Consider the following 22,271-nt stretch of genomic DNA (forward strand, 5'->3'; position numbering starts at 1 on the left):
AGGCTGCTGCTACCTTGGCGCTAGTCTTACGCTTGCCTCCACGTCCATTTATAGTCTCGGAATGCCCTCCCGCGACTTATCAAAAATTTTTATGGGTGTTTATTTGTGCTTTCAAGTTTGAACTGCTCATTGACCTGAAAGCTTCCCTTGTTCTGCTCTCAACTGAAGGAGTTTCGACCTAATCTTCTTTTCTACAGTATTTATGAGACAAGGCGGGTTTTTCAACCAATTTTACTATAACATAAAAAGTCATAATATGAAAAGTCGCGGTAGAAGGGCGAGGCTTTAAACCCAATTTTATGGTAAGCCGTTGTCCGGTAGTAGGGAGAAATGAAATTATGAATTATCGTCCAATCATTCTAGGAATTGTAGGTGATAGCGCTGCGGGTAAAACTACTTTGACTAGAGGAATTGCTCAAGTCTTAGGGCCAGAAAATGTGACTGTGATTTGTACAGATGACTACCATCGCTATGACCGCAAACAAAGGGCGGAAATAGGTATTACAGCCCTACACCCAGATTGTAACCATCTTGATATAATGCAGCAACATTTGACTCTGCTGCGTACTGGACAAGCAATTCTGAAGCCTATTTATAATCACTCAACGGGAAAATTTGACCCACCAGAATATATTAAGCCTAGCAAGTTTGTGATTGTTGAGGGACTACTGGGTTATTCGACTAGGGGGGCGAGAGATTGTTACGATGTGAAGGTGTACCTTGCACCACCAGAGGATTTAAGGGCGAAGTGGAAAGTAAAACGGGATACGATGAAGAGGGGATATAGTGAAGAACAGGTTCTCAAGGAGATGGAAAAACGGGAACCAGATTCGGAGGAGTTTATTCGCCCCCAGAGAAAATGGGCAGATGTGGTAGTTACTTTCTATCCTCCTTCAAATGATGAAAATAGCTCTCAACTTCATGTACGATTGGTGCTTAGGCCAACTATTCCTCACCCAGATTTTCTAGAGATTATTGGCCAAGGTAGCCCTAGTTTTCAGCCAGCAGTGCGTTTGGGGTTAGACCGGGATATGGGCAAACCAGTTGATGTTTTGGAAATTGATAGTCATGCAACGAAAGAACAGGTAAATGAATTAGAGATGATTTTATGTGAGGATACACCTTACTTAAAGGATTTTTGTTCGCCGAAAGGAGACCCAGATCTTGGTAAGTTAGTTGGTACGACTGGGGAGTTGCTTCAGAGTTATCCTTTAGCTTTGACTCAGTTACTTGTTGCTTATCATATGATTAAGGCTACTAATATTTTTCAATAAACTTCTTGCAGAAGTCAGGGAATAGGGAATAGAGAATAGGGAGATTAAATTATTTATTTCAGGTCTTGAATTGATTTAATTAAAAGTTTGGCAAGAGGTCTAATACTTATTTTTCAACTATTTTATTCTTGTCTTATTTTTTCTGACAATAAAGTTGGGTTGGAGGGATAGACTTAAGTATCAGTAAATCTTGAAATAGAAACTATGGCAAACAAAATTTCCGCTGAAGAATTTTATGATAATTATGCCATCAAATATGATCATGTTGTGTTTAAGGGTAAGTGTAATGCACAGCATTTGAATGAGGCGGTAAAAATATTCCATCGACACAATTATCATCAAGGTAAGATTTTAGATATAGGTTGTGGTACAGGGTTTCTAAGTGGATTATTGCAGGGAGATTTTGAATATACAGGAATTGATATTTCAGCTAATATGCTAGATTATGCAGCTCAAAGAGGTTATAAAACTATCCATAAACCCATAGAAACTGCTTTGGCTGAAATTGATTCCCAGTCGTATCATTTTGTTTTTTGTTTAGGTTCATTGTATTTTCTTGAAGATGCTAAAACTGCGATTGAACATATTTATCGGATTTCCCGCAAAGCTATTATCATCAGTCTTGATGAGATGACAGAGGAATATATTAAAAACTGTGTTGTTCCGGTTTATGACCATTCAAAAGTTGCGATTAAAAGTGCCATTGAAGATTATTTTATTATAGGCTGGACTTCTTCAAGCTAAGGTATTGATATCAGAACTCGGATGATTTACATTGAACAAAAAAAACTAAGTTCAAGAATTGAGAATTTAGAATTTAAAATTACCTCTTCTTATAAATTAAGAGGATTGGATCAAAAGATTTTTTTTATCCATGAATGGAGAGGCTTTATACCTGAATTTTTCGGTAATACTTTCATCAGATTTAACATTGAATTTTACCTATTAATCATGCTGTGAGAGATGGTAAATATAAGTCAAATTTGAACTATAAATTATGACAAACAAAATTTCTACCGAAGAGTTTTATGATAATTTTGCTCTCAAGTATGATGACATAGCAAAAGCTAGGAGTAATCTAAAGTTTCATAATGAGGCAGTTAAAATTTTTCATCAATACAATCATCATCAAGGCACCATTTTAGATATTGGTTGTGGCACAGGGTTTATTAGTGAGTTATTAGAGGGAAATTTTGAATATACAGGTATTGATATTTCAGCTAAGATGCTGGACTATGCAGCTAAAAGAGGCTATAAAACCATTCATAAACAAATAGAAAAGGCTTTGCCTGAGATTGATTCCCAGTCCTACGATTTTGTTTTATCTTTAAGTTCATTACTGTTCCTTGAAGATGCTAAAACAGCTATGGAGCATATTTATAGAATTGCTTGTCAAGCTATTTTAATAACCCTTGATGAAATGACAGAGGAATATATTAAAAGTTCTATTATACAAAGTTACGACCATTCAAAAATAGTAATTGAAAATGCAATTGAAGATTATTTTATTGTAGGTTGGACTTCTTCAAACCAAGGTGTTGATATCCGAACTCGCGTGGCGTACATTCAGCAAAAAAACTAAGGTCATTTCAGTTATCAGTTATCAGTTATCAGTTAACAGTTATCAGTACCTCTGCAATAAGGAGGCTACGAAAATACGGAATTCTCTTTTCTCTTGGTCGATTGGATATGGCGCAGGTTTCGGAGCCATCCCTCGACCGCTTTTTATCCCCTTAAAAGGGGAGGTTTTAGACCACAGTTTCTCGGTAAATTTAAGTCAATTTTGAAGTATAAATTATGGTAAATAAAATTTCTGCTGAAGAATTTTATGATGATTTGGCTGCCAATTATGATGATCTGCTAAAAGATCCTAAGTGTAATGTACAACACCTCAATAAGGCAGCTAAAATATTCCATAAATATAATTACCATCAAGGTAGTATTTTAGATATTGGTTGTGGCACAGGTTTTCTAAGTGAATTATTACAGGGAAATTTTGAATACACAGGAATTGATGTTTCTAGTAAAATCCTAGATTATGCAGCTAAAAGAGGTTATAAAACTATCCACAAATCAATTGAAACAGCTTTGCCGGAAATTGATAGAAATTCCTACGATTTGGTTTTTTGTCTGGGTTCATTGTTATTTGTCGAAGATACTCAAACAGCAATTGAACATATTTATCGAATAGCTCGTCAGGCTATTTTAATTAGTCTTGATGAGACAAATGAGGAGTATATTAAAAATTGTGTTGTGCCAGTTTACGACCATTCAAAAATTACAATTGAAAATGCAACTGAAGATTATTTTATAGCAGGTTGGACTTCTCCAACTACAGGTATTCCTATCAGCACTCGCATGATTTTTATTAAAAAAAATAATTAGGGTTTGCTGAATAAAGTATGAGTGGTAGGGGGACGAGACAGGAGACAGGAGACAACCTACCCCTCGCCCCTCCCCCTCCGGTGGAGGGGAAGACAGGAGAAATGGAAATTATAGACGAGGTAGTCGTAAAAATTGTCCCAAGATTGTTCTGCGATAATTATCCCAAAATACTAGCTTTATGCAGCTGTTTAGACCGAAAAGCTTGCACTTTTTCCGACGAAAAAAGGCAGCAAACCAATATCAGTAAATGTTTTGACATTTAATCAGCAAGCCCTAATTAAATTTAATTATAGATTAAGTAGTGATTTTTTAGTTTACTTCCTGACAATTAAAAGGATTTACTGAACTAATATCACTACTTCTACTAGACTACCTTTTTTTTAACTTCCCTGGCGGGAAGTCCCGCGCTCTCCCGAAGGGGAGCGTCGTATGGTCAAGCCTGGGCCAATAGTCGGATACCTCCACAAATAAAACCTTCCTATACCCTTGACAAGCTAGGAGGTATGCATGTTATCATCAAGGTCAATACAGGGGGAGGACATCACCTCACACGAAACAGCGGTCATTTTTTTCATAATGTAAGAATCCCACGTTGTCGCGCTATGCGCAACGTCGGGAGTATGTCAAAAGACAAAAGGCAATATTGAAGTGGGGGCAGGTATCATTTCACTACCTCTAAAATCTAGTAGTTGTACTATAATTAAATAGGCGATCGCCAAAGCTATAGATATCGCTCCAGTAATAATAGCCACAATTTTTCCACGATCCATAATTTTCTACTCCTGATATGAAGTTACATTAATTAACCATAATATAAAGTCTTCTTCAGGGGGTAAGCAATAAAATTTCAGAACTGGTAGTAGGAAAGAAATATTTCCTCAACTGCCTCCTGGGTAGAAGCTGTATTTTCAGATTTTTCTCCTAATATCATGTTTGGATAATCAACGATAGAACTCTGTTCCGCTGACGCGACCAAAAAACCTTTTCCCTTCTAACCTTTTCTTTCCTAACAGGAGTGCGCATTCCCTCTCTATGGTCAGCATTCCCTCTCTTGGTCAGCGTTCCGCAAGCGAGCTGGCGTCGTCGCGGGGTCTGACCGCTTGCGCCTGACGGCGACGCGGGGTCGCACCGCTTCCGCCTCCAGCTCCCTCTCTCTGCCTTCTGCCTTACCTCCTCCAAAGTGTAAGTATTGAACGGGACATGATATAACTTCTGACTTCTAACTTCTAACTTTTGACTTTTGACTTGTGACTTTTGACTTCTAATCCAGAACGTCTACGCAAAACCTCAACCAAGGTGAGAAAATCTTCTGGCAAAGGAGCGATCGCTGAAATTAATTCTCCAGAAACCGGATGTTGTAACTCTAGTCGCCAAGCATGAAGTGCTTGACCAGTTAAATTCACTCCTACTGAACGACCTTTCCCATAAATAGTATCCCCCACGATAGGATACCCTATTTTAGCACTGTGAACCCGAATTTGATGAGTCCTGCCAGTCTCTAACCGAAATAACATCATGGAAAAATTCCCCAAACGTTCCTTAACCTCCCAATGAGTAACAGCGACTTTTCCGCCTTTCTCCACTGGTGTCACTGCCATTTTTTTGCGGTCTACCCGATGACGACCGATAGGTAAATCTATTTTGCCACTATCTGTTTTCGGAGTACCATAAACCACTCCTAAATATTCCCGCCTCGCCGTTTTCGCCTGTAACTGTGCTTGCAAATGTTGATACGCTTGGTCTGTTTTCGCGACCATTATTGCACCGGTCGTATCCTTATCTAAGCGATGCACAATACCTGGTCGTTGCACTCCACCAATGCCTGCCAAAGAATCACAATGAGCTAAAAGTGCATTCACCAAAGTACCATCAGAATGTCCGGGAGCTGGATGTACGACTAAACCTGCTGGTTTGTTGATAATTAATAAAGCATCATCTTCGTAGAGAATATCCAGAGGAATATCATTAGCTTCTATTTCTAAAGGTACTGGTGGGGGAATAGTTAAAATAATCTGATCGCCATGCTGTACTACTACTTTTTTAGAAGTGCAGAGTTGGTCATTTACTTTCACATTACCTTGGGATATTAACTTTTGAATATGCGATCGCGAGATATCGGTCATTTGTTCAGATATCCAGACATCCAAACGCTGACTTATTTGCTTGACAAATTCACCCTTACTCTTTACTTCTAAAATTATTGAACCTTCATCAGCCATAACTTGTAAAAATTGTTAGTGGGATAAAAACCCGATTAAACCTAAACTTAAGTATAAAATAACAAAATATCAAATATAGCACTACGCAAATAGGGAGCGGACATTTATAAATGCTCAAAGTTAGTCAGGGATTACTTGTGACTTCTGTAGGGGCGAATGGCCATTCGCCCCTACTAACTTCTGTACGTCGCCAATCCGATGGCTCTCCTATGCGCGTAGCGCTATCGGTTGGCCAAGATAGCTACTGATTTAGAGAATGAAACATACTCTTTCTGTTTTAGTTGAAGACGAAGCGGGAGTTTTGACCCGTATTGCTGGTTTGTTTGCCCGTCGTGGTTTTAATATTGAAAGTCTGGCGGTTGGCCCAGCAGAACAATCTGGTGTTTCTCGAATTACAATGGTGGTGCCTGGGGACGACCATGTGATCGAACAGTTGACCAAACAACTATATAAGTTGATTAATGTTTTGAAAGTACAAGATATTACTGCTATTCCTTGTGTGGAACGAGAGTTAATGTTACTCAAGATTAATGCTACTACAAATATGCGCTCAGAAGTGGTTGAGATTGCAAATATTTTTCGGGCGCGGGTAGTAGATTTAGGTGAGGACTCATTAACTATTGAAGTAGTAGGAGACCCAGGCAAAATGGTTGCCATTGTCCAAATGCTTGCTAAATATGGTATCCGTGAAATTGCTAGGACAGGTAAAATTGCTTTAACTCGTGAGTCTGGAGTTAATACTGAGTTCCTAAAATTGAGGGCTTTGGAAGTAAAAATGTAAGTATTTTCTAGGATGTTAATTAGGAAAGGGTTAATCCTATAGGAGAGGGAATGGTGATTTAAGCTTTTATCTAAGTTTTAATAATACTACTTGTCTCTTTCAAGACCTAATTTTCCTTGATATTTTACTGATTTCATTTTTATCCTAATCCTAGTTATTTTCAATTAAATATTCTATCTTAAGTAATTACCCCTTTTTTGAGTGCAAACTCATTATAAAGTAATTACTTTTTTTTATTAATAATTATTTTTTTTGTTCATTAAATAGATCGACTAACAATTTCTTTAAGGATATCCCAGGGTAAGACCGATTAAAATACGATTTTTAGCTTAAAAAAAATCAATATAAGTGTTTTTATTTAAGACAAATATACTAACTTTTTGATATTGCAAAATTACTCCCGGAACTCTACAAAGTTCCATGTAGAGCTAGGTAGTAAATTAAATCATTGCTTGTTCTTAAAACACAAAGCAAGTAGTTAAATTATTTCAATTAATTCTGAATTTTAACTACATGATTTGGCTGATTTTTCGGACAATATTTAATTACGAAAAACCTGAATTCACAAGGGAAATCATCCCTATTTTTCAACTACTGTCCTTTAAATTTACAATACAACAAACTATGGCTACTACACTTCCTTCCGCCCAAGACCAATATATGCTCGAATTGATCAATAGAGGTCGCCAAGACCCTGCTGCAGAAGCAGATCACTATAATATTGATCTAAATGAAGGACTCGCACAAGATACAATCTCCACTGATGCCAAACAACCTCTAGCATTTAATCTCAACCTCAATACTGCTGCTAACGAACACAGTCAATGGATGCTAGATAACAACGAATTTAGCCACACAGGAGAAAATGGTACACAATTCTGGGAACGTATGACGAATGCGGGGTACCAATGGTTTGGTGCTGGGGAAAATATCAGTTTTGATTCACCACTAGCTTCCGGTATTTCCGACTTCACCGGTCTTGTGGAGGAAAACCACAAAGATCTATTCATAAGTCCAGGTCATCGTGAAAATCTTATGAATGCAAGCTTTGAGGCAATCGGAGTTTCTTCATTACAAGCAACGACGTATATTTGGAACGGGACAACTTACACTGATGTAGTGATGACTACCCAAAAGTTTGGCCGTAATAACGATGGTCCATTTATTACAGGTGTTGCTTACACTGATGCAGTTAATAATGACGACTTCTACACAGTTGGTGAAGGAATAGGCGGAATAACAGTTACAGCAGTTGATACAGCAAATGGTGCTAATACTTTTACGACAACAACTTGGGATTCAGGTGGTTATAGTTTAGATGTAAGTCCAAATGCGACTTACGATGTTACCTTCTCTGGGGATCTTGATGGGGATGGTCAGGCAGATGATACAGCAACTTATCAAGTTACTGTTGGTTCCGAAAACGTTAAACAAGATGTAGTTAGCGACAATTTACCTCCATCTACTCCCACCAATAGTGCTCCCACCGCAGTAGAAATAGATAACAATTCTATTGCTGAAAATAGTGTTAATAATACAGTGGTAGGTAATTTAACTACTGATGACCCTGATGCTGGGGATACTCACAGTTATCAATTGGTAGATGATGCTGATGGTCGTTTTGGTTTAGATGGAGACCAAATAGTCGTTACTGATGGTTCTGGGTTGGATTTTGAAAGTATTGCGAATCATAATATTACTGTGCGAACTACTGATGCTGGGGGTGAAAGTTTCGAGCAACAGTTGACGATTAATGTAACTGATGTGGATGATACTCCCACTGAACCAGATAACTTCAATACTATCTATGGAAGTGACAACAACGATAATCTAAGTGGCACAGTAGATAATGATGCGATCTACGGTGAAGGTGGCAATGATTTAATTATTGGACGGAAAGGTGACGATCTGCTCAATGGCGACAGTGGAAATGACGAAATTAATGGTGGTTCTGGTAACGATCTCCTCAATGGTGGTTCTGGTAACGATCTCCTCAATGGTGGAAGAGGTATGGATACTCTTACAGGAGTAGACATAACTTCTGCTCAACCTGGTTATAATGAGATAGATATTTTGCGGGGCAATGCTGATGCCGATCTATTTATCTTAGGCGATAGTAGTCAAGTTTACTACACTGGAAATGGTATAAACGATTATGCTCGGATTGATACTTTCAATAGCGGTCAAGGCGATCGAATTCAACTATCTGGAAGTAGTGGTGACTATACATTAGAAGAAAATGTTCCTGGATTGCCAAAAGGAACTGCTATTTACAATAATGATGATTTGGTTGGTATTGTCAATAATGTTAGAAATATGGATTTGAATAGCAGTGATTTTTCTTTTGTATAAACCTCTAGTGCAGGATAGCAGAAATAACTAACCAGTTACAAAATCCTAAAAGCCTTACCAATCAATAATTTTGACTGTCTTGAGTGTGTATTACATTCTGAGGAGACCTCAGAATTACACACTCGATACATGACTTTTGACTTTTGACTTCCGCGTAGCGGCACTAGTTTGGTCTGAATTGATTTTATGGTAGTGGTGCATTGTATGATTTGGGTAAAGGTATGGTGAGCATTTTAGCCACCATCCACCACTACTATAGAACCCGTTATATCAAATCCGGTTGAATACTTATCATATATTTGGGGGTGGAGAGTGTGGGAAGCATGGGGAGAAGGGGGAGGTTGAGAGATTGAAGGCGAGAAAGTGTGGATAGAATTATAAACATATACTGTATAACCGGATTCTATATTAGACATCTCCAAAAATACTCAAACGCCTATCCTAACTACCTTTTTCCAGAGCTATCGCCATAGAGAAAAGTAGCCAATTTTTACGGTGTCATCAGCTCTTAGAGTTATTTGTTGTTACTAATCAACTTTTTGATTACACTTTTTTCCTCATTTTTTTTGTGTTCAATCCGAATTTATACTTATATTAATTTTCCAATTCTTAACCTAACTAAACCACATATTGTTAGAATTACTTTTTCGTAATTTTTCTCTTTTAATCTCAATCTTTCTCGCGCCACACGCGCATATTTTTATCAACCTTATTACCTGTTCTACAAATATTCTTTTTTGGGCTTTCCGTTTATTCTCTTCTTTAGTTTCTGGTGACATTTTTGGGTTTTTAGTTTTTTTTGTGTAGAAACTCTTGCTCCACCTTGATCACCTTTATCTCCTTGGAATTTTTGTTCATCATCAAAATTTTTTTGTTGTTTCTTCAGTAAATTAATCTCACTTTCTGGCCTTCTTTCTCCCACTATTACATCTACTATTTCTTGTCCTGTCTTGAGTGCTTCTTACATTCGCCGTGGGACGGCGAATTAAGCACTCGCTTTTTCTGTGGTAATTATTTGATTTTTCAAAGTATGTTTTTTTTGTTTCCCTGAGTAATATTTTTTTTGTTTGTGGTCCTCACCAGGTCTTTCTCTACAATGTTGCTGTACTATCTACAATCAATTCTAGTTCTGTTAATATTTCTTTAATCCATAAATATTCTGATTGTTTTTTCCTAAGCTTGTTCTCATAAACTTGCTGGTAATAATTCCCGAAAAATATCTATCCAATAATGAAATATATTATTTGCTGTTGATTCACTTACTCCAAAAATTATCCCTAGTAATTTCAAGGTAGGCATATGATGCAAATAATACAAGGTCAAAATTATTTCTTCCCTATGATTTAAAGATTTTTTCCTTCCTCCTCCTTGTTTGATTAATCTTTTTTCGTAGGCTGGCGTTCGCGCTAGCGTTGCGGAGCATCATCCCTTGTCTTTTCTTTTATTCAATTTTTTGAGCATTTTCTATTAATTTTATTAGTTGTTTGTCTGTAATGCCAATAATTCTCTTTGTTTATGAGTGGATGGTTATAAATATATTCTAATACTTGGTTCATTGGCCACAGCGTATATATAATTGGCTACTACAATTTTACATTAAATTTTATTTTGGAGATGTCTATTAAACATCTCCAGAAAAAAGGGAGTAGGGAGTAGGGGGAAAGAATTGAGAATTTATGTGGGATAATTGATTTTATTTTTTATTATTGGAGATGTCTATTTAGGATCTGGGGATGTTTTATATCAAATCCGTTTAATTCGGTATAAAAAAATGTTCCATCTTCAACCATTACCAAATATTTCTTGATCTCCCCATCTCCCCAAACTTTCCACCCTTCCCACACTCCCTACCCTCTTGATCTAATGACCGAAAAGTTGTGGGTATGCGCCTCCCCTTTTAAGGGGATAATAAAAAAAATTTTCATCTCTTTGTCAATCCTCTTCTTTTCAAGGAGAGGTAATTATTCATTATTCATTATTCATTATTCATTATTCATTATTCATTATTCATTATTCATTATTCATTATTCATTATTCATTATTCATTATTCATTATTCATTATTCATTATTCATTATTCATTATTCATTGTTGAAACCGATGCTACCGGATTTGATATTACCGAATTATTAATTATTAATTATTAATCATTAAATGATTCTGGTTTAAAGCTTCCCCTTTTAAGGGGAAAATAAAGAAATAATATCTCCTTATATTCAATCAAGAGCGGTTTTAACCAGAGGTAATTATCAATTATCAATTATCCATTATCAATTATCAATTAATGAACCCTCCTAAAATTAAGCTACAAGCTCGCGCGGGGATTTGAACCCAAGCTTTTCGGTCCGGAGTGCTCTACAAACAGAATTATATGTATGCGCAAATTTTTAGGCTGAAGCGCTGATAGCTGAAGCGCTGATAGCTAGTTACAGCGGTTTTCATTTGGGTAGACCACAGTAGGGACGTTCCATGGAACGTCCCTACAAGGTTTTGTTTGTGAAGATGTGGTTCATCAACTTGAAAAGCGCTGTAATGCTTTGAAAGTACAATATATTACTGCCATTCCCTGTGTGGAACGAGAGTTAATGTTACTCAAGATTAATGCTACTACAAATATGCGATCGGAAGTGGTTGAGATTGCAAATATTTTTCGGGCGCGGGTAGTAGACTTAGGTGAGGACTCATTAACTATTGAAGTAGTAAGAGACCCAGAAAAAATTTGCCATTGTCCAAATGCTTGCTAAATATGCTATCCGTGAAATTGCTAGGACAGGTAAAATTGCTTTAACTCGTGAGTCTGGAGTTAATACTGAGTTCCTAAAACTGAGAGCTTTGGAAGTAAAAATGTAAGTATTTTCTAGGATGTTAATTAGGAAAGGGTTAATCCTATAGGATCAGGAATGATAATTTAAGCTTTTCTCTCATTTCTAAGACTACTACTTTTCTCTTTCAAAACCTAACTTACCTTGATATTTTACTGATTTAATTTTAGTTATAATCCTAATTTTTTTCAATTAAATATTCTATCTTAAGTAATTACTCCTTTTTTGAGTGCAACCTCATTAGAAAAAATTACTTTTTTTATTAAGAATATTTTTTTTTGTTCATTAAATATATCGACTAACAATTTCCTTAAGGATATCCCACGGTAATATTGCTTAAAATACGATTTTTAGGTTGAAAAAAATCAATAATTAGTGTTTTCACTTAAGACAAAAATACTAACTTTTTGATATTACAAAATTACTCCCGGAACTTTACAAAGTTCCATGTAGAGCTAGATAGTAAATTAAATAATTGCTTGTTCTTAAAACACAAATCAAGTAGTTAAATTATTTCAATTAATTCTGAATTTTAACTACATGATTAGGCTAACTTTTCGAGCAATATTTAATTACTAAAAACTGGAGTTGACAAGGGAAATTATCCCTATTTTTCAACTACTGTCGTTTAAATTTACAACACAACAAACCATGGCTACTACACTTCCTTCTGCTCAAGACCAATATATGCTCGAATTGATCAACAGAGATCGAGCAGCTCCTCAAGCAGCAGCAGATCGTTATCTAGATGGAATAAATGGAAGAGATGGAGACCTAAATCAAGGAGTTCCCGAACAAGATACAATCTCCACTGATGCAAAACAACCTTTAGCATTTAATCTGAACCTGAATACTGCTGCTGAAGGTCACGCTCAATGGTTACTAGATGAGAACAAATTTCAACACTCAGGAGAAGGTGGTACAAACTCCAGACAACGTATGCAAGCTGCGGGGTATACATTCACAAACCCCTCTGGTAATGGGGAAAACCTTGCTTGGTTTGGAACAACAGGTTTTGTAGACTTCACCGGATTTGTGAGGAAAAACTACGAAAACTTGTTTATTGACAAAGACTACCCTAATAGAGGTCATCGTGTAAGTCTGATGAACCCTAACTTCCAGGAAATAGGAATTTCTTCACTACAAGGCCTGTTTACTTCTGGTGGCAGAACTTTTAACGCAGTGATGAGTGCCCAAAACTTTGCCTATTCTGACGCGGGCGGCCCATTTATTACAGGTGTTGCCTACACTGATGCAGTTAATAATGACGATTTCTATACAGTTGGTGAAGGAATAGGCGGCATAACAGTTACAGCAGTTGATACTGCCAATAGTGCTAATACTTTCACAACTACTACTTGGGATGCAGGTGGTTATAGTTTAGATGTAAGTCCAAATGCGACTTACGATGTTACCTTCTCTGGGGATCTTGATGGGGATGGTCAGGCAGATGATACAGCAACTTATCAAGTTACTGTTGGTTCCGAAAACGTTAAACAAGATGTAGTTAGCGACAACTTACCTCCATCTACTCCCACCAATAATCCTCCCACCGCAGTACAAATAGATAACAATTCTATTGCTGAAAATAGTGTTAATAATACAGTGGTAGGTAATTTAACTACTGATGACCCTGATGCTGGGGATACTCACAGTTATCAATTGTTAGATGATGCTGATGGTCGTTTTGGTTTAGATGGAGACCAAATAGTTGTTTCTGATAGTTCTGGATTGGATTTTGAAAGTGATGCGAATCATAATATTACTGTGCGAACTACTGATGCTGGGGGTGANTTGGTCGGTGGTCGGTGGTCGGTGGTAGGGGTTAAGTATTAGGTAAATTATTAATTGTTAGTTATTAATTATTAATTATTTACCGAAAAATTGTGGTTTAAAGCTTCCCCTTTTAAGGAGAAAATAAAGAAAAATTTTCCTTTGAGTCAATCCTATCCGTTTTGAAGGAAAGGTAATTATTAATTATTAATTATTATAGTTATTCTGAATAATATTGGGACACTAAGAGACGCAATAATCTCGAATAATATCATCAATGGATTTATCTTTTCCTTCGTACATTCTTTTCTTTTTTAATGCACCAAAGTCGTGTTCTATATCATTTAAATCTGGAGAGTATTTAGGGAGAAATATAACTTCATGTCCTTGGCTATTGACTAATTCCCTAATCAGCGTTTTTCTGTGAATTGGTGCATTGTCCATTATTAGGACTGATTTTTGCTCAAGTGATGGTAATAAATATTGTTCTAGCCATCCGGAGAATCCAACAGCATTTAAGCTTCCTTCAAAAATCATTGGGGCTATTTATACTTTTTTTATTTTTCTTCTTCCTGCCACCAAGTTTTCTCTTTTTTTTCTTTTGCCTTGTTTGTCCCCTCTGACTTTTTTCCCTCTTTTTGACCAGGCTTGCTAGACATTCTTGAACTGACTCAAATCCACTCTCGTCAATATATACAAGGCTTTATATACCATAATTTTTGATCGATTCTCTCAGTAATTTATAGTACTTTATTCTTTCAAGTCTATTTCTTTGTCGATACCTTAATTCTTTTTTTTTGTGTGATTTTCATTTGATGCAACGCATAACCAATTGAACTAATATTAACTCCAAACTTAACAGCGCGATCGCACAATCTAAAATCTGGATTTTCTTTCACATCTTGTTCTAATGCCTGCCAATCTAGTTTTCGCCGACGTCTTGTGACTTTTGTCGGTTTTAAATCCACTCTTGCTAGCCACCGATATATTGTAGAACGTCCCACTTTATAGATTCTGGCAGCCGATAAAATACTTCCTCCGTGTTCAATATAATCAATGACTCTTGTTCGTAAATCTAGACTGTAAGACATTCTTTAAATGATTTATTCTGGTTTATATTTTACTCTTTATATTGTACCACTCTTATTCATAATGACTATAATTATTAATTGTAGAAGAGCCAGTTTATTTGTAATATTCTTTTTTAAATTTGGTATGATACATTGAAATTGTGAATAATATTAATAGACATCTCCACCAAATGAGGGAGTAGGGAGTAAGGAATAGAGAGTAGGGGGAAATAATTGATTTTATTTTTTATTATTAGAGATGTCTAATGACTTTGGATAAATCTAGAATTTAATCTATCAAAAATAAAAGCGCGAACAAAAAACTTTTTCCTTCTACTACTGTTTGTTCTTCTTTCTTCCCTCCTGAGGACTGAGGAGTGAGGAGTGAGGACTCAATAATAATGACTTTGGATAAATCTAGAATTTAATCTATCAAAAATAAAAGCGCGAACAAAAAACTTTCTCCTTCTACTACTGTTTGTTCTTCTTTCTTCCCTCCTGAGGACTGAGGAGTGAGGAGTGAAGACTCAATAATTAAGATTAGTATCATATACTAATTCACCAATACCTAATTATTTTTGATGAAAAAACTGATTACTACACTAACACCTGAGCAAGAAGCTCTGATTCGAGTGTATCGAAAAAAGTGGCATACAATAGCACATTCTACCCAACCTATTAATCGTCAAAAAGCTACTAAAGCGATTCAGTTAGCCTACAATTTAATGGGCGATCCAAATCCAGAGATTCTTTTTTGTGAAAGCCCCTATGCAGCTTTTAACACTCTGCTTAGTGTAATTTGGCAGCGATGGGAAAGCAAAGATGACTATGGTCATCGTCACATTTTCGGAGATAGATGGCAACTTTTGAGAGAACAACTAAAGTTGCAAATTACCGATAAATTATGTGAAGAAATAGATAGCAAAATTCGGGAAGATACTGATAGTTCATTAACAGAAGAGTCATTAAAACCAGAGGAACTTTGGAGTCATATTCTTTACTCTCAAATAGAAGAAAAATGGCAAGAAATAATTTCTGAAATTTCCATTAAGTTGTTGTGCTTGTGGAGTTATCCTATTCCCACAGAATTATGGAGTAGTTATGTCGCTTGGATAGATTTTTGTATTTCTGTTATTAATTGTGATTATAATTCAAATGACTGGCAAGTATTAGAGTCTATTGTCAGAAACTGTGGTTGGATATATCCTTTGAGACATCTGTGTATTATTTGCGATCGCCCTAGAAAGTTATTCTTGGATGATGAATATCGCCCCCACGCTGAAGGCAAACCAGCAATTGAATTTGCTGATGGTTATAGTTTATATGCTAATCATGGTGTGAGACTACCAGAAGAATATGGAATATTATCTCCCCAAAAATGGGAAGCAAAATGGCTTTTGTCTACAAAAAATGCTGAACTCAGACGAGTCTTAATTCAAGAAATTGGTTATGAGAAAATTTGCCAAGATTTACAAACTTTAGAAATAGATACATGGCAAGAATATACTCTCTTAAGAATAGATGATGATGCCGATATTGAGCCAATATTAATCTTAAAAATGATTTGTCCAAGCACGGGAAATATTCATACTTTAAGGGTACCTCCTGATATACACTCGGCGAAAGAAGCTATTAGTTGGGTAAATTGGGGAATTTATCCAGAAGAATTTTATATACAAACTTAGCAATATCATCTAATTGACATCCTCTGCGGTCTGAAAGCACTCCCCTATAGATTATGCAACGCCTTTAATGTCTCCAGGGGTTAAAACACCCTGGATTCTAAGTGGATGTGATGGGTGCGGACGCTATTGCCACGCAAAACACTGCTTACGATATTTTTTAGTCAGATTATCCAACCCATATCGCTGTGGAAGCATCAACACTTCCCTAGCAACCTTGGCTAAATCTAAACTTAGCTGTGCTGCTACTTTTTCCGTCAGGCTATATGGCCATTTGCGTTCCGCAAAGCTCCGAATGGCGCCCCTACAATATAGACTCTTATCTTTAACACTGAATAATATCATGTCCGGTAGCATCGGTATTGTATAGCAAAGGTAGGCAACAGCTCCGGAAGGCAGGAAGGCTTAAGACAAGAAAAAAACTTAAATTCCCTGTAGATATCCACGCTAACTTTTACACAAACGATTGCCTTCGGACATGATATAACACCGATGCTACCGGGTTTGATATTAGGGCATGAGCAAAACTACGAAGCCCTATTATAACTGTTTTACCGTAAGCGTAGCTCCCCCGAAGGGGGCACATGATATAAAAATTGCACTGAGGTAAGTTGCTAACACTACATTAATTTTTTGCCGATCTATTTGATTTAAAATTAATTAAATTATTCAGAATTCCAAACCAAAAAGGCGCTCCCTGAGAAATCGCAATAATACTTATAATCCATCCTGTAACGGCTTTAATAATATAAGAAAAACTCAAGGGTGTAAACTGTTCTTTGAGTGGTTGTGAAAAATTCCATCCAATTGGCAAATTATCAATTCCATCCAAAGCCATAAAAGTTGTAGCGAATTGTTCTTGAATACAAGTTTGAAATTCGGTATCCTCATTGACCTGCGAACATGAATTTGATTCAGAATTTGAGACTATTACTTCCGTTATTTTATTACTTAGAGTTGAGGTAATTTCGCTTTTTGATAAATTATCGATAATGTTTACTGTGTCAATATTGAACATCAAAACAACTATTACAGATAATATAATAGAAATGTATTGCCTTTTTTGATCGTAAATTTCTAAAGCATATTCTATTGACATATCATACCAAGATTGAAGTTGTTGATCTAAATATTTAAGTTGCTCTCCTTTTTACAAATTGCAGGAGGTGTCCAATAGCTAAAAGTCTGATATTATCGTCAATTTATCAAGACTTACGCACGAGGTACGAAAAAGTAGCATTTGAGATTGCTTCCCTATGGGTCGCAATGACGGAAATAGGTTCTACTGTGTAAGTCCTAAACTTACTATTATAACTTAATTATTGGTCTTTATCAAACTACAAATTGTCAAACTAAAAGGCAGGCAAAATGCCTACCTCAAACAAGATTTTATTGTTTAATTACTGTTTAATTACAACTAAGATAATATTGCCATAGCACTACTAATCAAAGTCTGAAAATTATCCGCAACAACAGTAGTAATTCCACGAGTAAAAGGTAAACTGTCAATCACCATTACTAAACACAATAACATCATGTAGTAGATGGAATATTTGAATAGCGATCGCGCTACATCTCTATTAGAAGGCTCTTTTAATAATAGCCAAGCTTTCTGGATAAAGACTCCACCAAGGAGAGTTGCTAATATTGCATAAACAGCTCCACTCGCGTGCAACGGATAAACTAGCAACAAAGTCATCGGAACCAAAATCAGAGTGTAAACCCAAATTTGTTTGGCTGTTTCCTCATCTCCTTCAATCACAGGTAACATTGGCACGCCAACTTCTTTATATTCATCGCGAATATAGATTGCCAAAGCCCAAAAATGAGGTGGAGTCCAAATAAAGATGATGGCAAACAACAACCAAGCTGCCCAACTCAGCTCCCCTGTCACCGCGGCCCAACCTACTAATGGGGGAATAGCACCAGCAGCACCGCCAATTACAATATTTTGTACGCTGTGACGTTTTAACCAATGGGTGTAAATACCAACATAAAAAACTATTCCAGACATTGCCAACAGTGCTGCTAGTAAATTAGCAAATACTGTGAGCAAAGTAAATGATGTAGCTGCTAGAATGAATGCAAAAATTAAAGCATCGCGAGGTTTGACTCTCCCAGAAGGAATAGGACGCCAGCGAGTACGCTCCATAATATAGTCAATATCGCTGTCATAGATGCAGTTGATAGCGTTAGCTGAACCAGAAGCTAATGCACCACCTATTAATGTCACGAATAATAGAAGGGGAGAGACTTCTCCTTTTGCTCCCAACCACATTCCGGCTGCTGTTGTAATCAGTAGCAGTAGAATAATTCTAGGTTTTGTTAGTTGATAATAGCTTTTGAGTACTTGTAAGATATTATCATGGCGTCGTGGAAGACGATGAGAAATAACTTCTTGCATAGATTCTTAGTTTGTTAATTTTGTGTTTTAACTGATTTTTGTTTCCGTAGTCTAAAGTTTATGAGCAAATAAAAACGGATATTAGTACCAGTTAATTTGTGGTGTTAGTCAGTTTGAAAAATTTAGTCCGGTTGAATATTTATACAGCACATTTCGGGCAAACAATCTACAGCTCACAAATGGTAAAGTTATTGTAGGTCCGGCATCTTGCCCGCTAGTTATGTTCCTCACCGATAGCTGACAGTGTTGTAAACGGACACTAAATACAGTGAGGACACAATTCGGAGCTTGGCGCTAGCCAATGCCATTCGCCCCTACATAGTTTTCAAGGTGAATTTGCGTAAGTCCTGTAATCTAATAACTCATAAAAGAGGGGTATATTACTGTATCCATGTTAACAATTAACTAGCTTTTAGCATTTCCTGACGGAATGCTCCGCAAACAGCTATCAGCTTTTATAGGTCTGGGTTTAAATCCCCAGTCTATAAACCGTAAGGTTTAGAAAAGGGTTTCAATCCCCTTCTAAACGTTTACTCCTGACTGCTGAGTACTGAGTGCTGACCGCTTTTTTAAGCTTTTGCAAATTGTCGATCGCGTAAAGCAATAACAGTAAACGCTACTAAAGTTCCCAGTAATGCTGCTCCTACGGCTTGATGAGATACGGTTAATAACTCAATTTGTAGACGTAACCGGAAGGTCATAACTCCCAAACCTATCTGAGCTAATACTAATAAACCAGCCCAGTTTGCTAACTTTCGCAGCAGCGGATGTAAGGCAGAGGTGCGCCACGCCATTACTACCAATATTAATGTTGCTAAAGTCGGAGGAACAACACCAGCAATATGACTATTCATTATTTTACAAAGTTCCGCCACTCCAAAACATTGATGCAACGCCCACTGAGAAGCAACTAACCCACCGAGTAAACTTTGTAAATAAACTAAAATTGCAGCAGTTAATCCTATCCAAGGTAGTTTACCAACATTGCCCGTACCTGTGTATGGCATCATTGATATACCTATAACTAATAGAGTCATAAAATATAGCAAAGCAGTACCAAGGTGAGCGGTGACAATATCAAAGCGTAACAGTTCTGTAACAGTTAATCCACCGAGTACGCCTTGAAAAACTATTAGTCCTAGAGCAAAGGTGGATGCCCAAGGTAGCCAACCTGGTAATTCTTGTCTATGCCACCATGATAAGCCCATAAGAGCGATCGCGCCAAAGCCAATTAAGCTGGCATCTAGTCGATGAAACCACTCTAAAAATACTTGTAGATTCATCTGTGCCATTGGTACTAATTTACCATAACACAAGGGCCAGTCAGGACAGGCTAAACCAGCATTCATAACCCTGGTAGCACTGCCAATAGCCATTAGTAGTAGGGTCGCTATACATAGTTTCCAAACCAACCCACGAATGCGATCGCGTGCTGGAGACTGAGAGGGAATAATTGTATTGTTATTTAAAACAGAATTGGCCATAGGATTTTTATTGGCTTGAATCTAAAATCTTGCTAAATTATTGAAGTAGCAGTCAGCACTCAGCTATTAGCAATCAGCTTCTAGTTGCTTGTCTGATGGAGGATAAAATCCCTATTAACAGGCAGCACGGGCTTTTTAACATATAGTTAGGTAGTTAGGTGAATTAAACCCTCAAATTTTTAGCTGATAGCTGTTTGCGGAGCATTCCGGTACGGAAATGCTAAATGCTGATAGCTAGTTAACATCTGACAATTATTAATGCGTCTGATTTTTGTTACTATAAGGGATACTATCTGAAGATTTGTTGTGCTTTAGAAAGTTTTCTGATTTTAATTTTCTTTACAGTTTACTGTTCTATTTGTTACTAATTTTCCCGAAATTTCATTCTTAACTTTTTCTTTAATTTCTAATAAATTAATAAATTCAAAGTATGCAATTTAAGAGTACATATTCAATGTAACTTTATTTATACAAACTGTGGGGTAATTTTTGAGGAAAATAGTTAAAATAGTATAAACTTTCTCCAGAGAAATGTAGGAAAAACTAAGATAATCTATAATTTTTATAAACAGTAACAATTGTATCTAAATTATGAGTAGGCACTTAGTTTAACTTATATAGTTGAGTATGACAAAAAGTCAAACAATCCTCTAGGTAGACTAGGGTTTTTCAAGCTGACAGAGATTTTAACGCTGCTGTCAACTTCAAATAACTGTTTGTATCAGTAGCTTGAGTTTCAAGCGAATTTAAGCCTGCTCTTGAAGATAAGTTGCAGACTGCGGTCAGTGGTCTTCTGGGAAGCAGGAAGCTAGCTCCAAAGCTCATGCAATTCCGGTGTGGGTAAGTTTGGATAAGTTTAGTAGAACGGGAGAAAGACTAAGTTAAAGAGGTAATATATATATGGAAGAAAAAGAAAAAATACCAGTCTCAGTAATCACCCTAGTAGTTGGTATAATAGTTACCATAATTAGCGTGTGGTTAGGTCAAAATCATGGTCTATTACCAGAGCAAGCATCAGTACAAGCTCCTCTGGTGGATGGTTTTTTTGATGTCATGTTTACTATAGCAGCAGCTTTATTTCTAGTGGTAGAAGGAACAATCGTCTTCTCTGCAATTAAATTTCGTAGACGTGAAGGAGATGATAGTGATGGCGCTCCCTTTAGGGAAAATTTACCATTAGAAATATTTTGGACGGCAATTCCATCCATAATTGTGATTGGTCTTGGTATCTACAGTGTAGATGTATATAGACAGATGGGTGGATTCGACCCAGCAGGAACAAAAGTAGCTCATGTTTCTTCATCCGAACTTCAAACAGTGAAGCCAGGTTCAGCTCTGGCAGCTCCCCTAATAGCAGACGCTGAAGGAATGGAGTCAGAAGAAGTAGCTACAAAAGAAGGGAGCAAATATGGCTTTGGAGCAGCTCCTGAAGCAGGAGCAAACCCGGCAGATGTAGTCGTTGATATCACAGGAATTCAGTATGGATGGCTGATGACCTATCCCGAAAGTGGTGTTTTAGCAGGGGAACTCCATATTCCTGTCAACAAGGATATACAAATCAACCTTTCTGCTGATGATGTTATTCATGCTTTCTGGATACCTGCTTTCCGTTTGAAGCAAGATGCAATTCCTGGTAAAAAGACCCAACTCCGGTTCGTAGCTACTAAAACTGGAGAATATCCAGTATATTGTGCAGAACTTTGCGGTGCTTACCACGGAGCGATGAGAACACAAGTAATTGTTGAAACTCAAGAAGAGTATGAAGCTTGGATAAAAGAAAATACTTTTGCCGAGCAACCACAGTTGAATCAAGCTGTAGCAGTAAATACTGCTGATTTATCAGAATCGGAGTATCTTAGCCCTTATGCTAATGAAATGGGTATCGATTCCGAAACATTAAATCAAATTCACCCAAACTAGACTAGAACTACTATTAGCTATGGCGGGCAGTTTGCTCCGCAACGCTAGCGCGAACGTCCGTGACAGCCTGTGGACTGGATAACGCCGACGTTGCCAGGTTGAAGCA

At 36.9% G+C, this 22,271-nt stretch carries 20 protein-coding genes and 2 pseudogenes; 11 read left to right on the plus strand and 11 right to left on the minus strand.

Annotated features, from left to right (window positions below; genetic code table 11):
• Positions 1-338: 338 nt before the first annotated feature.
• From F6K23_RS13445 to F6K23_RS13460, 4 genes are all read left to right on the plus strand, one after another.
• On the plus strand, positions 339-1,274 hold the full coding sequence (locus tag F6K23_RS13445; protein ID WP_293155895.1) for a phosphoribulokinase: 936 nt from the start codon (positions 339-341) through the stop codon (positions 1,272-1,274).
• 204 nt (positions 1,275-1,478) lie between these two features.
• Positions 1,479-2,018 carry a class I SAM-dependent methyltransferase gene (locus tag F6K23_RS13450; RefSeq protein ID WP_293155897.1) on the plus strand — a complete coding sequence of 180 codons (540 nt, stop codon included), beginning with the start codon at positions 1,479-1,481 and terminating at the stop codon, positions 2,016-2,018.
• Between the two features lie 253 nt (positions 2,019-2,271).
• On the plus strand, positions 2,272-2,856 hold the full coding sequence (locus tag F6K23_RS13455) for a class I SAM-dependent methyltransferase (protein ID WP_293155900.1): 585 nt from the start codon (positions 2,272-2,274) through the stop codon (positions 2,854-2,856).
• Positions 2,857-3,071: 215 nt separating this feature from the next.
• Positions 3,072-3,659: a class I SAM-dependent methyltransferase gene (locus F6K23_RS13460; RefSeq protein ID WP_293155903.1), complete on the plus strand. Its 588-nt coding sequence runs from the start codon at positions 3,072-3,074 to the stop codon at positions 3,657-3,659.
• 623 nt (positions 3,660-4,282) lie between these two features.
• Here the strand turns inward: F6K23_RS13460 and F6K23_RS13465 are convergent.
• Positions 4,283-4,429 (minus strand): hypothetical protein, encoded by a 147-nt coding sequence (locus tag F6K23_RS13465; RefSeq protein WP_287273213.1) that lies wholly within the window; start codon positions 4,427-4,429, stop codon positions 4,283-4,285.
• Between the two features lie 456 nt (positions 4,430-4,885).
• Positions 4,886-5,878: an RluA family pseudouridine synthase gene (locus F6K23_RS13470; protein WP_293155906.1), complete on the minus strand. Its 993-nt coding sequence runs from the start codon at positions 5,876-5,878 to the stop codon at positions 4,886-4,888.
• A gap of 110 nt (positions 5,879-5,988) precedes the next feature.
• On the opposite strand from F6K23_RS13470, the gene F6K23_RS13475 reads away from it, so the two are divergent.
• The 3 genes from F6K23_RS13475 to F6K23_RS13485 all read left to right on the plus strand — a co-directional run bounded on the left by F6K23_RS13475 (position 5,989) and on the right by F6K23_RS13485 (position 9,011).
• Complete coding sequence (locus F6K23_RS13475) at positions 5,989-6,126, plus strand: hypothetical protein (RefSeq protein WP_293155909.1); 138 nt, start codon at positions 5,989-5,991, stop codon at positions 6,124-6,126.
• A gap of 8 nt (positions 6,127-6,134) precedes the next feature.
• Positions 6,135-6,659 carry an acetolactate synthase small subunit gene (ilvN, locus tag F6K23_RS13480; protein ID WP_293065806.1) on the plus strand — a complete coding sequence of 175 codons (525 nt, stop codon included), beginning with the start codon at positions 6,135-6,137 and terminating at the stop codon, positions 6,657-6,659.
• Between the two features lie 624 nt (positions 6,660-7,283).
• Complete coding sequence (locus tag F6K23_RS13485; RefSeq protein WP_293155912.1) at positions 7,284-9,011, plus strand: CAP domain-containing protein; 1,728 nt, start codon at positions 7,284-7,286, stop codon at positions 9,009-9,011.
• A gap of 233 nt (positions 9,012-9,244) precedes the next feature.
• Here the strand turns inward: F6K23_RS13485 and F6K23_RS13490 are convergent, their stop codons facing one another.
• From F6K23_RS13490 to F6K23_RS13510, 5 genes are all read right to left on the minus strand, one after another.
• Positions 9,245-9,427, minus strand: coding sequence for a hypothetical protein (locus F6K23_RS13490; protein WP_293155915.1), 183 nt, complete (start codon positions 9,425-9,427; stop codon positions 9,245-9,247).
• 198 nt (positions 9,428-9,625) lie between these two features.
• Positions 9,626-9,790: a hypothetical protein gene (locus tag F6K23_RS13495; protein ID WP_293155918.1), complete on the minus strand. Its 165-nt coding sequence runs from the start codon at positions 9,788-9,790 to the stop codon at positions 9,626-9,628.
• Entirely contained in the window at positions 9,733-9,933 is a 201-nt protein-coding gene (locus F6K23_RS13500) for a hypothetical protein (protein ID WP_293156160.1), read from the minus strand. Before F6K23_RS13500 ends, F6K23_RS13495 begins: the two co-directional genes overlap by 58 nt.
• 263 nt (positions 9,934-10,196) lie before the next feature.
• Positions 10,197-10,310 (minus strand): transposase family protein, encoded by a 114-nt coding sequence (locus tag F6K23_RS13505; protein WP_293156155.1) that lies wholly within the window; start codon positions 10,308-10,310, stop codon positions 10,197-10,199.
• Between the two features lie 404 nt (positions 10,311-10,714).
• Entirely contained in the window at positions 10,715-10,855 is a 141-nt protein-coding gene (locus tag F6K23_RS13510; protein WP_293155921.1) for a hypothetical protein, read from the minus strand.
• Between the two features lie 668 nt (positions 10,856-11,523).
• Here F6K23_RS13510 and ilvN (F6K23_RS13515) point away from each other — a divergent pair.
• Positions 11,524-11,860, plus strand: a pseudogene (gene ilvN / locus F6K23_RS13515) (acetolactate synthase small subunit); the annotation flags it as partial.
• Positions 11,861-12,483: 623 nt separating this feature from the next.
• Positions 12,484-13,668, plus strand: coding sequence for a CAP domain-containing protein (locus F6K23_RS13520; protein ID WP_293155924.1), 1,185 nt, complete (start codon positions 12,484-12,486; stop codon positions 13,666-13,668).
• Between the two features lie 180 nt (positions 13,669-13,848).
• On the opposite strand, the pseudogene F6K23_RS13525 reads toward F6K23_RS13520, so the two are convergent.
• A pseudogene (locus F6K23_RS13525) lies at positions 13,849-14,696 on the minus strand (IS630 family transposase).
• Between the two features lie 560 nt (positions 14,697-15,256).
• Between F6K23_RS13525 and F6K23_RS13530 the strand changes: the two are divergent.
• Positions 15,257-16,360 carry a DUF6745 domain-containing protein gene (locus F6K23_RS13530; RefSeq protein ID WP_293155927.1) on the plus strand — a complete coding sequence of 368 codons (1,104 nt, stop codon included), beginning with the start codon at positions 15,257-15,259 and terminating at the stop codon, positions 16,358-16,360.
• 622 nt (positions 16,361-16,982) lie between these two features.
• Here the strand turns inward: F6K23_RS13530 and F6K23_RS13535 are convergent.
• From F6K23_RS13535 to F6K23_RS13545, 3 genes are all read right to left on the minus strand, one after another.
• Positions 16,983-17,456 carry a hypothetical protein gene (locus F6K23_RS13535; RefSeq protein WP_293155930.1) on the minus strand — a complete coding sequence of 158 codons (474 nt, stop codon included), beginning with the start codon at positions 17,454-17,456 and terminating at the stop codon, positions 16,983-16,985.
• Positions 17,457-17,774: 318 nt separating this feature from the next.
• Positions 17,775-18,761: a heme o synthase gene (locus F6K23_RS13540; protein ID WP_293155933.1), complete on the minus strand. Its 987-nt coding sequence runs from the start codon at positions 18,759-18,761 to the stop codon at positions 17,775-17,777.
• Between the two features lie 569 nt (positions 18,762-19,330).
• The gene (locus F6K23_RS13545; protein WP_293155936.1) at positions 19,331-20,245 is read right to left on the minus strand and encodes a heme A synthase; all 915 of its coding nucleotides are present in this window, start codon (positions 20,243-20,245) and stop codon (positions 19,331-19,333) included.
• Positions 20,246-21,145: 900 nt separating this feature from the next.
• Between F6K23_RS13545 and F6K23_RS13550 the strand changes: the two genes are divergently transcribed.
• The gene (locus tag F6K23_RS13550) at positions 21,146-22,165 is read left to right on the plus strand and encodes a cytochrome c oxidase subunit II (protein WP_293155939.1); all 1,020 of its coding nucleotides are present in this window, start codon (positions 21,146-21,148) and stop codon (positions 22,163-22,165) included.
• Positions 22,166-22,271 lie beyond the last annotated feature (106 nt).

This window comes from Okeania sp. SIO2C9 (assembly GCF_010672455.1).
Taxonomy (GTDB): Bacteria; Cyanobacteriota; Cyanobacteriia; order Cyanobacteriales; family Microcoleaceae; genus Okeania.